The following is a 12702-nucleotide window of genomic DNA, read 5'->3' as shown; positions in this document are numbered from 1 at the left end:
TCATTCATCCTCGCTTATATAAAACATTTTAAACGTTCCTTTAAACACTATTGTGTCTCTTACGTATGAGTTTACTTCTATAACATAATGGTGCGAAGTTTTATTTACAACGTGTGCTTCTGCCCTTACTGTATCATTAAGTTTAACTTTCTCAATGAATGCTACATTACTTTCCTGTGTTAACACTGTTGATTTATGTATTAAAGCTACACAAAGCGAATTTGCTTGAGCAAATAACACATGACCTCGTGCTATCTGAGTCTTCGTAAAAACGGATTCTTCAGTAATTTCAATGAGAGATTGAGCGGATATATCTGGTTCAACTTGAATTAAATCTCCAACCACTTCATTTGCCTCTAGGGCACGAATTTGTTCATAATTTTGCTCAGCTACTAATTTAATACGCTTTCGTAGTTCTGGAATACTTAGGTTAGTTCTATCTAACCGTATGGTTTGAATACTAACTTCAAACTGTTCACATAATTCACTATCCGTAATAAAGGGATTTAATTCAATTGCTTTTTGAATCGCCTGACGACGTTCTGCTTTTTTCAATTTCAATTAAATCCCTCCTTAAAAGTGAAATTAGTACCAAGTCTTAAACATTCCTCACATATCATAACACTTTCCGTTTGATAAGCTCAACAAATATCATAGTGGTATATTTTACTTTTTGACAATAGTGACTTTCGAGCATCAATCAAAACTCATATGTAGCAAGTTCTGATCAATGAATTCTCGTAAGTGCTGATATGTTTCTGTAAAAAATTCACCTGATTGTATCAACTCTGCCGCTTCGTCTCGAGCTACTTCAAGCATTCGATAATCTTCAACAATGTTCGCTACCATAAAGTCAGGCAAACCACTTTGTTTAACTCCAAAGAAGTCACCAGGACCACGCATTTCTAAATCACGCTCACTCAATTCAAAACCGTCCGTTGTTTGCGTCATAATAGTCATGCGTTCTATGCCAGTTTCTGTCTTGGGAGACGCGATAAGGACACAGTAACTTTGGTGTTCACTACGTCCTACACGGCCTCTTAATTGATGCAACGTTGATAAACCAAAGCGGTCTGCATCATATATCATCATAAATGTCGCGTTTGGTACATTGACGCCAACTTCAACTACAGTTGTTGAAACTAGTATATCTATATCATGTTGACTGAATCGCGTCATAACCTCATCTTTTTCTTCAGCTGGCATTTTACCATGTAATAATCCTACTTTTTCCTCGCCATAATGCAGTTTAAGTGATTCATACAACTCGACTACATTTTGCACATCTTCAAGATGCTCTGAACTCTCTATCAATGGACATATTACATAGGCTTGACGTCCTTTCTTAAGTTCAGACGTCATTTGCGATAGCACTTGCTCATATTGTTCATGCTTTGCCCAATTTGTAATAATTGGCTTGCGCCCTTTAGGTAGTTGCTTAATTGATGACACATCCATTTCACCAAATACAGATATAGCAAGTGTTCTAGGAATCGGTGTTGCTGTCATAAAGAGTACATTCGTCATTGCACCCTTTTCTCTTAAGAGTTGACGTTGATTGACTCCGAAGCGATGTTGTTCATCTGTTATGACAAGTCCTACATTTTGAAATGTTACATCATCTTGAATAAGCGCATGTGTACCTATTAAACAATCAATAGTACCATTTTCTAATTGCTCTAATAGAACTTTTCTTTTTTTACCTTTAACAGAACCTGTCAGCAATGCTACATTCATGTACTCACCGAACAGTTCAGTTAAACTGTTTGCATGTTGTTCAGCTAAAATTTCCGTTGGGACCATTAATGCTGATTGATAGCCCGCTGTTTTCAACGCATACATACATATTGCTGCAACAACTGTTTTACCTGACCCTACATCACCTTGTAGTAATCGGTGCATACGTATCGGTGCTTTTAGATCTCTAAAGATTTCATTTACACTCTTTTTTTGTGCATCAGTTAATTCAAAAGGTAAAGTTTCTATAAAATCTTTCACTTTTTGAATATCGTAATTTATCTCAATAGCTTCGTCAGATGACTTTTCTAAACGATTTAACCACTGCATTCTTAATTCAAACATAAATAACTCAGTAAAGGCATATGTTCTTCTAGCACGTAATAAGTCCTGTCGATCCTTGGGTCGATGTAAGGCATGTAGTGTATCCTCTAAGGATTCTAATTTATATTTTTGTTTAAGTTCTTCTGTAAGCCATTCATGAATTGTAACATCATCTAAAGTTTGATAAATCATATCCCGCATTTGTTTTTGTTTAATGCCCTCTTTAATGCGATAAACAGGTTCTAACTTAATTTCACTTGTATCTTGTGATTTTTCATTAAAAAACATCCTGTTTCCATTTATTTCTTGTTTTGCACGATTCCATTTTCCTTTAACAGTTACCGTCCCATGAAGTTCAATTTTCTTTTTCAAGTATGGTTGATTAAAGAAGATACACTTGACCGCGATGTTATCTACCATCAAGTGCACTGTTAACTTTGATTTATTTCTGCCGAAAAATGCGACAGTTGGCATCGAATAAACTTCTCCGACAATTGTAACTGTAGATTGATCTTCAGCCATATTTAAATCTACAACTGTATTATCTTCGTATCGAGTCGGTAGATAGAGTACTAAGTCTTCAACCGTATTAATATTCAGTTCTTGCAATAAAGCAATTCTTTTTGGTCCTAGTCCTTTGATACTTTGAAGCGGATACGGACTTTCTATTAAATTGACTTTAGTCATAACTTCTCACCTAGTATTTGTAATATTAATTTTTATTTTATCATGATTAGGCTGATTAATTGATTGTTACGCCTTTTGCACTATAAAAAAGGTACGAAACAATATTCATTACGAATTCATTGTTCCGCACCCTAATTCACTATATGATTAATGCTTATCTTTCACATGCCCATCCATCTTTATCACGGTCTAACTTAGATTGATAAGCAGGATGTCCTTTTTTAACTCCATTGGGATATTTCTTTCTCATCAAAGTACAATTTTTATAATTTTCTTTAGATTGCTTTTTTGTTGTTTTTGAAGGCGAGGTCTTTGGTGTTGTTGGCTTCACAGTAGACTTGGCGGTAGATGTCTGACCTGTCTTGGTTTTAGAGTTCGATGTTGTCGTACTCCAAATATTTAGCTTTTCAGCTTGAGCTTTCGATTGACTCACCTTCAACATCTGTTCGAACGTATTATTAGGTGGATAAATGTATGTTACGCGTGCTAAACCTTGTCTTACAACGGCTTCGTTAACCATTCTACCATCAGCATAAACATACGCTAAATAACGACCATATTTATCTGTGCGTTGCCCTCTATCAAACTGCACTTGAATAGTGCGAGCATTCGCTAACATATTTGTCGTGAAACGACTAGCTTCTGGACCATATTTTTGAACAGGTTTACGTGGATCTTTAGTTTCAGGTGTATCGATAAGCAACAATCTAAAAGTTGATTTCTTTCCTTTGTAAAGAAGTTGAACAGTATCTCCGTCGATGCCCTTCACAAATTTAACTTTCTCTTTTGTTAATACATTACTTTGCGCATTAACGATGTGCTGTGGCATTACTACTAATATTGAGGTAAATGCTATTAAAATCGAAAAACTTGCAATAGCAACCTTCTTTTTAAAAAGAAGTAACATAAGACTTATAATAATAAAAAGACAAATAAATACTAAATATATGTTCCCCATAAGTATTCTCCTAATAATTAATATACCTTTATTTTATACTAAATATCATAAAAAATACTATTAAAATTTTAATATTTTTATCATTTAAATCATTTATAAGAAAATGAAAGTTTAGCTCTATATAAAAAATAGCTATGAAGCATTCTATAGTCATAGATTACTTCATAGCTATTTTAGAAATTAGTTATTCAACTGAGAATAAATATTGATAAATCGGTTGTCCACCATTATGTTCTTCTACTTCAACATCCGGGTATTCACTTTCAACCCATTCTACTAATTTGCCAGAGATTTCATCATTTGCATCCTCACCAGCAATGATAGTTAAAATTTCACTATCTTCATTAAGCATAGCTTTAAGCAAACCAGTGACTGTAGCAAATTCATCATCATTGCTTGTAACAATTTTGCTTTCTGATAATCCCATGAATTCGCCTTTTTTAATTTCTACACCATCAATTTTAGTGTCACGAACAGCAAATGTTACTGAACCAGATTTCACTGATTCTAATGCTGTTGTCATATGAGAGTGATTATCTTCAAGCGATGATGAAGGATCGTATTGGAACAATGCCGCAATACCTTGTGGTATTGATGTTGTAGGGATAACAACTGTATCCGCTTCAACTAAAGTTGCAGCTTGATCACTCGACATTCTAATATTTTTATTATTTGGTAGAATAATAGCGCGTTTGCATTGCGATTGCTCAATTACTTTCACAATATCTTCTGTTGAAGGATTCATTGTTTGCCCACCACTTATGATATGTGTCGCACCCATAGATGTAAACAATTCAGAAATACCATCACCCATTGAAATCGCGATAATCGCAGTCTCAACTGTTTTTGATTCTTCTTGCTCTTCAGAATGATGATTTAGTTTCTCTTTTCTAATCACTTCACGATGCTGTTCACGCATATTTTCAACTTTTAATTTAATAAGTTCACCATACTCTTGACCATAGTTGAACACTTCACCAGGCGTTTCAGTATGTACGTGCACTTTAACAATTTCATCATCATTAATCACAAGTAAAGAATCACCGAATTGACTCATATCTGTTCTAAATGTTTGTTCATCAAATGCTCTTTTATCTTTTCCAAAGCGAACCATCATTTCAGTACAATAGCCGTATTTGATATCTTCTGTATTTATCACACCGTGGAAATCATGTTCTTCATGTACTAATTCTTCTGTGTTTAACTTTTCTTTTTTAGCTTCAATAGTTTGACCTGTCAATCCTTTTAAGAAGCCTTCATACACACATAGTAATCCTTTACCGCCACTATCTACTACACCAACTTCTTTTAATACGGCAAGTAGATTTGGCGTATTATTTAATGATTTTTCAGCTTCCGCAATTGTATATTCCATAACTTCAACGCAATCATCTGTTTCTTCGGCTTTATTAACCGCAGCTTTTGCAGCATCTTTAGCAACAGTTAAGATCGTACCTTCAACCGGTTTCATCACTGCTTTATAAGCTGTATCAACTCCCGCTTGAAAACTACTTGCAAGTTGTTGCGCATTTATTTCATTTTCAGTTTCGATATTTTTACAGAAACCTCTAAATAATTGAGATAGAATAACACCTGAGTTGCCACGTGCACCCATAAGTAATCCTTTAGAGAATGTCTTCCCTAATTCACCAATGCTTTGAGATAAATTATTTTCAACTTCTTCACGTCCAGAAGTAATCGTAAGATTCATATTAGTTCCTGTGTCGCCATCTGGCACAGGGTATACATTTAATGAATCCACTAAATCTGCATTATTAGATAAATTTTGTGCCCCTTGTATTATCATATCGGCAAATAATTTACCATTAATTTTGCTAATCATCCTGCTAAGTCCTCCTATACCTACTTGCCCTTATTATTAAGTCTTACACCTTGTACAAATATATTAATTGAATTCACTTTAACATTTAGTGAGTTTTCAAGTGTATATTTTACTGATGATTGTACGTTGTTTGCTACTTCTGAAATTTTTACACCATAGCTTACAATAATATACATATCTATATCAATGACACCATTGTTTTCTTTTACTTCAATGCCTCTAGCATAATTTTCATGTCCTAAAATTTCGGCAATGCCATCTCTAACTTGTTGTCTTGATGCCATACCTACAATACCATAGCTTTCAACAGCTTTGCTGCCTACTACTGAAGCAATGACTTCATTTGAGATATCGATTTTACCATAATCATTTGAGATTTCTATTGTCATCTTTATATTCCTCCTGAAATTTGTTTAAAAATGACGAAACTATAAAAATTTACAATTAAATTCATAATTGAAAATAACCGATTCTTCCATAAATAAGTCTTAATAACTTAATTAAATATATTACATAACTCCTCAGCTTACAATTATACCATAAATTATAAATTTCAAAACATTTTTAAAGAAAACGACTTTAATTTCATTGCTTTAAAATTTCATATATGGTATCTTATTTAAGTATATAAGTAGTCAAGTGTATTTATATTTATTAAAGGAGGTACTTTGATGGGTAAACAATGTTACGTAACAGGTCGTAAAGCATCGACTGGTAATAATCGTTCACACGCTTTAAATGCGAATAAACGCAGATTTAATGCTAACCTTCAAAAAGTTAGAATTTTAGTTGACGGAAAACCTAAAAAAGTTTGGGTTTCTGCTCGTGCTTTAAAATCTGGTAAAGTTACTAGAGTTTAATAAATATAATGCACTAAAAAATGCCTTCATATGTGGTGAAGGCATTTTTTTATGCTTAATTTTAATTTGCATCTCTACTTCTAATTTGTAAGACTTGTCCCTCATGTACTTCGATTTGTGCAATATTCTCTTTAACCTCATTCGATAATGTAAGTGTAGATCCTTTTTCAAGAGGTTGCTGATTCAAATTGTATTTAAATCCAACTAATGACAAAGCAACCATATCACTAACTGGAATATATGAAACGTATGGATAATTTTGTAATTTACGAATTTCATGACTACCTTGCTTCAATAACTTAATTTCATTTTGTAGATCTTCAACAATAATTAAGATGTTTTGTTCTACATATTTTGGCTTTTGTAGTATTTGCAAAACACCCATAAAATGATCTAATCTACCACCTGTTGCGCCATAAATGTGTATTTCTGTAAATCCTCTATTAACAGCTTCCTCTACACCTAATGCCAAATCAGTATCATCTTTTTCAGCCTTAACTGGTTTGATATTTAATTCGTGTTTCAATTGATGACGTTCTTCTTCTGAAACAGAATCAAAATCTCCAACTGAGAAAACTGGAATAATAGAATGATTTATAAGAATAAGTGCACCTCTGTCAATCCCGCCCCAAGAGTCCTGCTTCAACGCGGTTAATACATCTGATGGCAAATGACGGTCACTACATAATAAATTGATTCGCATATCAATATCTGCCTTTCAATAATTGTGTTACCTTACCATAATCTTCCTGTTTAAAGAAATAAGAACCGGTAACAAACATATCTGCCCCATTATCAGCACATATTTTAATAGTTTCATTGTTGATACCACCATCAACTTCGATATTAAAATTTAAATTTAATGATTGTCTTAAATCTCTTAAGATTTTCACTTTTGCTGCACATGCTTCTATAAATGATTGACCACCAAATCCTGGATTTACAGTCATAACAAGTACATAATCAACAATTTCAAGTACTGGTAATATTGACTCAACTGGTGTACCAGGATTAATTACAACGCCAGCCTTCTTTCCGGCATTTTTTATCATTTGTAATGCTCTATGAATATGCTGTGTAGCCTCAACATGTACTGATATCATGTCAGCACCGTGTTCAGCAAAGGTATTAATATATTGTTCAGGTTGTTCAATCATTAAGTGAACATCAATCGGTAATTGAGTAGTTGCTCTAACTGAATCAAGAATAGGAATACCAATAGAAATATTAGGTACAAATTGACCATCCATTACATCAAAGTGCAGACCATCAATTTGTGCTTCTTCTAAAGCTTTAATTTCATTCTCTAAATTTAAAAAATCGGCTGATAAAAGTGATGGGTAGATTTTCTTCATTAATATCTGACCTTTCTATTTGAAATTTCATTATATAATTGAATATAGTGATCATAGCGAAATTGTGCTAATTCACCATTTTCTAATTGCTGTTTGACATGACACTTTGGTTCCTTAATGTGGTTGCAATTTCGAAATTTACATTCCTCACTAAAGCGATTCATTTCTATAAAATAATGCTTCAATTCATCTTTATCAATATGATCGAAATCTAGCGCACTAAATCCAGGTGTATCTGCGATAAAACCAGATTCTCTTTCAAACAACTCTACATGTCTAGTTGTATGTTTACCACGATTAAGCGATTTAGAGATATGATTAGTTTCTAAATTTAGTTCTGGTTTAAACGCATTGATAAACGTCGATTTACCTACACCTGATTGACCACTTAATACAATGAGCCCTTTAGGCCATGTAGCCACAACTTCTTGTTGACTCGTATGCTTGCCTACAAATTGCGTATTGTAACCAATTGCTTCATAAACTTTTAACCACGCATTAATTTGTTCAATTTCATTTTCAGAGGCTAAATCCTTTTTAGTCACTAGAATACTCGGCTCTAAATCATACGAATGCGCAATAACTAAGAAGCGATCTAACAATTGCGTTGAGAAATCTGGTTCAACAGCGCTCATCACGATGATTAAGCCATCAATATTACTAACTGGTGGTCGTTTCAATTCATTATGACGCTCGTGAACGTGATGAATATAGCCTTCACTTGTGTTTTGAATTTCAAAATCAACGATATCCCCCACAATTGGTGAAAATTTCTTCTTTCTAAAAAGACCGCGTGGTTTAGTATCATATAAAGTTCCATCAACATCTACTTGATAGACACCACTAATTAGTTTGATAATTCGTCCAGTTTCCAAAATGACACCTCTTAATCATTATTTATATTAAATTATTATAGCAAATGCTTGAAGATTATTATATCCAGAAGTGAATTGAAGAAATGATTTATCATTATATATTTATTTTTAGTTTACATAATAATTTTACGATTTATTTACTAAGAAACCCTTTTAGGGAATGTGCGTTATTCCATTCACTAAAAGGGTTAAATTTAATATTCTATATCTTTATCTGCAATTACATCGCCATCAACTCTAATCGTATAGCCCGCATCTGAGCCTTGCTCAATTTTAAGCGGAATCGTTATCGTTTTGTCATCTTTTATACTAAACGTTTGGCTAGCAGATGTGCCACTATTGTCCTTATCTCTAATGTAAACTTGAACTTTTTGACTTTCGTCATCTCCCGTATATGGGTTGTGATATGTTTCTGTATAATTCTTAACTTTTTGTTTATCATCAGACTTGTCTTCACTAGAAGATTTAGATTTCTCTGAATCTTTGTCTTCATCTTTTGAAGATGCTTTTCCTTTTGAAACAATGAATTGTACTGTACTTCCCTCTTCAACCTCTGTATTTTTAGGGCTTTGTGAAATAATATTATCCTTTTTAACATTATTACTTGATTCTGTCGTCATTTGTACTTTCAGACCACTTTTTTCAAGTTCTTTCTTTGCAATTTGATAATTTTTATTTTCATAATTTTTAACATATACCTTTTTAACACCTAATGATTCGGTTAAAGTAATTTGATGATCGTTTATACGAACATAACTATCAGGATTAACACTTTGCTTAGCTATAGCACCTTTAGGTACTTGATTATTATATTCTTGATTGACTGTCACATGATCAAGTTTAGATTGTTTCAATTTATCTAATGCATCTGCTTTTTTCATGCCTATAACATTAGGCATTTTAGCACGTTCAGGCCCTTTTGAAAGCACAATATCTACCTTTTCATGCTGATTAACTCTTTCACCTTGTTTTGGTTTAGTCTTTATTATTTTATTTTCCGGATAATCATCACTGTAATCTCTAGAGATATTACCAATTTCTAAATGAGATTGTCTCAGTATTTTTTCCGCTTCTTTTTCAGTTTTACCTTTAAGATCAGGCATTTCCGCATATTTACTACCAAACATGCCCATCGCTATAAAACCAAATAAACTTGCGACTAATAATAGTAAAATAAGCGCAATAGCGAATTTCTTCTTTTTTGAACGTTTTTTCTTAGGTGGTTCATAAATTTGTGCTTCACTAGTTTGAAAATGATGCTCATTAACAATCGGTATTTGCATCGTTTGTGCAATTTGTTTTTGTTCATTTTCTTCTTTTATTTTACTTTTAATATCTTGTCTATCAATCGATACTGTATTTGTCTCATCTTCTTCAATAGAATGCTTCTTTTCATTAGCACGACTAGATACAAGCACGCTACTTAAATCTTCTTTCATATCTTTAACACTTTGATAGCGATCAGAGGCTTTTTTCTCCGTTGCTTTAAGTACGACATTACTTAGTGATTGAGGTATTTCAGATCTTAACTCCGTTACATTTGGAATTGAATCTTGAATATGTTTTATTGCGATACTAACGGCTGTCTCACCATTAAATGGCGGTTCACCAACTAACATTTCGTATAGAACGATACCGATGGAATAGATATCAGTTGCTTCATTCGTAGTTTCACCTTTAGCTTGTTCTGGTGAGAGATACTGAACTGTACCTAATACATGATTCGTCTGTGTCATAGATGTTTCACTTAACGCCTTTGCAATTCCAAAGTCAAAGATTTTTAGTGTTTTGTTCTTATCAATTAAAATGTTCTGAGGTTTTATATCTCTATGTATGATAAGTTTTTCATGCGCTTGTGCCACACCTTTTAAAATCTGATTCGTGAAATCAATAGCTATATCTACACTTAAAGGTCCATGGCTATGTATGTATTCTGATAAAGTAGGTCCATCTATATATTCCATAATTAGAAAGAAGCACTCTTCATCTTCTTGAACATCATATACTTCAACAATGTTTTCATGTGAAAGTTGTGTCGCATTGTTAACTTCTCGTTCGAAACGCTTCATCGTTTCTTCTTTTTCATTCTGAGGAATAGAGATTGCTTTAATCGCTACTTCACGATTTAAAATGGTATCTTCTGCTAAGTAAACGGTACTCATACCCCCGCCACCAAGCTTATCTACTATTTTGTAACGTTCACTAACTATCTTTCCAATCATAGACGATCACCTTCAATAGCTGCTATTAAGACACTGATGTTATCTTTTGAATCATGATTTAATGCTAATTGAATTAGTTGCTCCCCATGTTCTTCTAATGATAATGATTCATTAAAAGACTCATGAATACTTTCACCTCTAACATAGTCCGTTAAACCATCAGAATTTAACATTATAAAGTCATAATGATTAAAACGTTTTGTAAATATATCTGGACTCACGCGTTTATCTGTCCCCATTACTTTAGTAATAATATTACGTTGCGGGTGTGTAAAAGCTTCTTCTTCAGTTATTTGACCTGTCATCACTAAGTGATTTACAAACGAATGATCGTAAGTAATTTGTTCAATTTCTCTAGAGTTAATTAGATAGGCTCTAGAATCCCCTATATTGGCCACTACCAATTGTTTATCGAATACCAGGGCACAAACGCATGTTGTACCCATACCTTTGTATTCTTCATTAGTTTGAGCATATTCAAATAGTTCACGATTAATCTCTTTTAAATTAAAACGCAACCAAGTTTCGGCTTGTTCATACTCAATAAAATTCTCATCTTCAAAACGTTTTTGAAGTTCATAAGTAACAAACTGACTTGCAATTTCCCCCGCTTTATGACCACCCATACCATCGCATAATACTAATAACTGTTGTTGGGTTTGGTCATAAAAAATACCTCCTGCATCTTCATTTTTATTTCTATGTTGTCCAGTATCTGTGAAAAATTGTGCGTTTAGCATTGTGATTACCTCGTTTCTACTTGTCGTTCCTTCGCTCTTAATTGTCCACATGCTGCGTCAATATCTGATCCTTGTTCTCTTCTAATTGTAGCATTAATACCTAATCGTTTTAGTTCTTTTTCAAATTTAAAAATATCGTCTTTAGGTGTTTTGACGTAATTTCGTTCTGGAACATGATTAACTGGGATTAAGTTAACATGACAATTTAAATCTTTAATAAGATGTGCTAAATCACGTGCGTGCTCTAGTTGATCATTTACGCCACCGAACAATCCATATTCAAATGTCACACGGCGATTTGTTTTTTCTTGATAATATTTGATTGCTTCCATTAATTTATCTACATGATATGCTCTGTTAATTGGCATTAATTTAGATCGAATTTCATCTTTAGCTGCATGCAAACTTACGGCAAAGTTAATTTGAATGTCTTCTTCGGCAAAATCATAAATACGTGGAATTATACCTGATGTTGAAACTGTAATATGGCGTGCACCGATGTTTAAACTGTTGTCATCATTAACGATACGTAAGAAATCCATCATTTCATCATAATTCTCAAAAGGTTCACCAATACCCATTATAACAATTTGGGATACACGTTCATCAGTTGCATCTAATGCTTTTTGAACTGTTAAGACTTGTGAAACAATTTCTCCTGCTTCTAAATTACGTTTTAAGCCTCCTAATGTTGAGGCACAGAATGTACAACCGATACGACAACCAACTTGAGTTGTCACACAAACTGAATTTCCATAGTCATGACGCATTAATACGGTTTCAATAGTATAGCCATCTTGTAGTTCAAATAGGAATTTAATTGTTCCATCTTTACTTTCTTGTTTAACAACAGTAGTTAATGTTGTCATTGCAAAATTATCTTTTAAAACTTGACGCAAATCTTTGGATAAATTTGTCATGTCATCAATGCTATCTATGCGCTTTTGATATAGCCATTCAAATATTTGTTTGGCTCTAAATTTTTGTTGGCCGTGTTCTACTAACCATTCTTGCAGTTCATCATATCTTAATGAATAAATCGACTGTTTTTCAAAATCAGGCAAGAATTTATTTTTCTTCTTTTTTTCAGTAGTTATCATC

12 protein-coding genes are annotated in these 12702 nt (G+C 33.2%); 1 reads left to right on the top strand and 11 read right to left on the bottom strand.

Annotated elements, in window-relative coordinates; all coding sequences use genetic code 11:
* The 5 genes from fapR to SBL16_RS10715 all read right to left on the bottom strand — a co-directional run bounded on the left by fapR (position 1) and on the right by SBL16_RS10715 (position 5938).
* Positions 1-561 (bottom strand): transcription factor FapR, encoded by a 561-nt coding sequence (gene fapR, locus SBL16_RS10735; RefSeq protein ID WP_107611428.1) that lies wholly within the window; start codon positions 559-561, stop codon positions 1-3.
* Between the two features lie 135 nt (positions 562-696).
* Positions 697-2748 carry an ATP-dependent DNA helicase RecG gene (gene recG / locus SBL16_RS10730; RefSeq protein WP_107611427.1) on the bottom strand — a complete coding sequence of 684 codons (2052 nt, stop codon included), beginning with the start codon at positions 2746-2748 and terminating at the stop codon, positions 697-699.
* Positions 2749-2902: 154 nt separating this feature from the next.
* On the bottom strand, positions 2903-3706 hold the full coding sequence (locus tag SBL16_RS10725; RefSeq protein WP_107611426.1) for a thermonuclease family protein: 804 nt from the start codon (positions 3704-3706) through the stop codon (positions 2903-2905).
* Between the two features lie 184 nt (positions 3707-3890).
* Positions 3891-5549, bottom strand: a complete 1659-nt coding sequence (fakA, locus tag SBL16_RS10720) for a fatty acid kinase catalytic subunit FakA (protein WP_107611425.1) — start codon at positions 5547-5549, stop codon at positions 3891-3893.
* A gap of 20 nt (positions 5550-5569) precedes the next feature.
* Positions 5570-5938, bottom strand: a complete 369-nt coding sequence (locus SBL16_RS10715; RefSeq protein ID WP_011275975.1) for an Asp23/Gls24 family envelope stress response protein — start codon at positions 5936-5938, stop codon at positions 5570-5572.
* 282 nt (positions 5939-6220) lie between these two features.
* On the opposite strand from SBL16_RS10715, the gene rpmB reads away from it, so the two are divergent.
* Positions 6221-6409 (top strand): 50S ribosomal protein L28, encoded by a 189-nt coding sequence (gene rpmB / locus SBL16_RS10710; RefSeq protein ID WP_011275976.1) that lies wholly within the window; start codon positions 6221-6223, stop codon positions 6407-6409.
* Positions 6410-6470: 61 nt separating this feature from the next.
* Here rpmB and SBL16_RS10705 read toward each other — a convergent pair whose 3' ends face one another.
* The 6 genes from SBL16_RS10705 to rlmN form a co-directional block, all read right to left on the bottom strand.
* Positions 6471-7112: a thiamine diphosphokinase gene (locus tag SBL16_RS10705; RefSeq protein ID WP_107611424.1), complete on the bottom strand. Its 642-nt coding sequence runs from the start codon at positions 7110-7112 to the stop codon at positions 6471-6473.
* A gap of 1 nt (position 7113) precedes the next feature.
* Positions 7114-7764: a ribulose-phosphate 3-epimerase gene (gene rpe, locus SBL16_RS10700; protein WP_317954034.1), complete on the bottom strand. Its 651-nt coding sequence runs from the start codon at positions 7762-7764 to the stop codon at positions 7114-7116.
* Positions 7764-8639, bottom strand: a complete 876-nt coding sequence (gene rsgA / locus SBL16_RS10695; RefSeq protein ID WP_107611422.1) for a ribosome small subunit-dependent GTPase A — start codon at positions 8637-8639, stop codon at positions 7764-7766. Before rsgA ends, rpe begins: the two co-directional genes overlap by 1 nt.
* 194 nt (positions 8640-8833) lie before the next feature.
* The gene (pknB, locus tag SBL16_RS10690; protein WP_317954032.1) at positions 8834-10861 is read right to left on the bottom strand and encodes a Stk1 family PASTA domain-containing Ser/Thr kinase; all 2028 of its coding nucleotides are present in this window, start codon (positions 10859-10861) and stop codon (positions 8834-8836) included.
* On the bottom strand, positions 10858-11601 hold the full coding sequence (locus tag SBL16_RS10685) for a Stp1/IreP family PP2C-type Ser/Thr phosphatase (RefSeq protein ID WP_107611420.1): 744 nt from the start codon (positions 11599-11601) through the stop codon (positions 10858-10860). The genes pknB and SBL16_RS10685 overlap by 4 nt, the downstream gene beginning before the upstream one ends.
* 5 nt (positions 11602-11606) lie before the next feature.
* A complete protein-coding gene (rlmN, locus tag SBL16_RS10680; protein ID WP_107611419.1) occupies positions 11607-12701 on the bottom strand; it encodes a 23S rRNA (adenine(2503)-C(2))-methyltransferase RlmN in 1095 nt (364 codons plus the stop codon).
* Position 12702 lies beyond the last annotated feature (1 nt).

This window comes from Staphylococcus sp. NWU MK-U1 (assembly GCF_033283505.1).
Classification (GTDB): Bacteria; Bacillota; Bacilli; order Staphylococcales; family Staphylococcaceae; genus Staphylococcus; species Staphylococcus haemolyticus.
The sequence above is the reverse complement of the archived record's forward strand: the minus strand, read 5'-3'. Positions and strand labels throughout refer to the sequence as shown.

What these genes read in the sequence shown, in the direction of transcription:
- rpe (WP_317954034.1), bottom strand. Translation starts at nt 7,764, where the DNA reads ATGAAGAAAATCTACCCATCACTTTTATCAGCCGATTTTTTAAATTTA.
- SBL16_RS10685 (WP_107611420.1), bottom strand. Translation starts at nt 11,601, where the DNA reads ATGCTAAACGCACAATTTTTCACAGATACTGGACAACATAGAAATAAA.
- pknB (WP_317954032.1), bottom strand. Translation starts at nt 10,861, where the DNA reads ATGATTGGAAAGATAGTTAGTGAACGTTACAAAATAGTAGATAAGCTT.
- recG (WP_107611427.1), bottom strand. Translation starts at nt 2,748, where the DNA reads ATGACTAAAGTCAATTTAATAGAAAGTCCGTATCCGCTTCAAAGTATC.
- fakA (WP_107611425.1), bottom strand. Translation starts at nt 5,549, where the DNA reads ATGATTAGCAAAATTAATGGTAAATTATTTGCCGATATGATAATACAA.
- rlmN (WP_107611419.1), bottom strand. Translation starts at nt 12,701, where the DNA reads ATGATAACTACTGAAAAAAAGAAGAAAAATAAATTCTTGCCTGATTTT.
- rpmB (WP_011275976.1), top strand. Translation starts at nt 6,221, where the DNA reads ATGGGTAAACAATGTTACGTAACAGGTCGTAAAGCATCGACTGGTAAT.
- SBL16_RS10725 (WP_107611426.1), bottom strand. Translation starts at nt 3,706, where the DNA reads ATGGGGAACATATATTTAGTATTTATTTGTCTTTTTATTATTATAAGT.
- SBL16_RS10715 (WP_011275975.1), bottom strand. Translation starts at nt 5,938, where the DNA reads ATGACAATAGAAATCTCAAATGATTATGGTAAAATCGATATCTCAAAT.
- SBL16_RS10705 (WP_107611424.1), bottom strand. Translation starts at nt 7,112, where the DNA reads ATGCGAATCAATTTATTATGTAGTGACCGTCATTTGCCATCAGATGTA.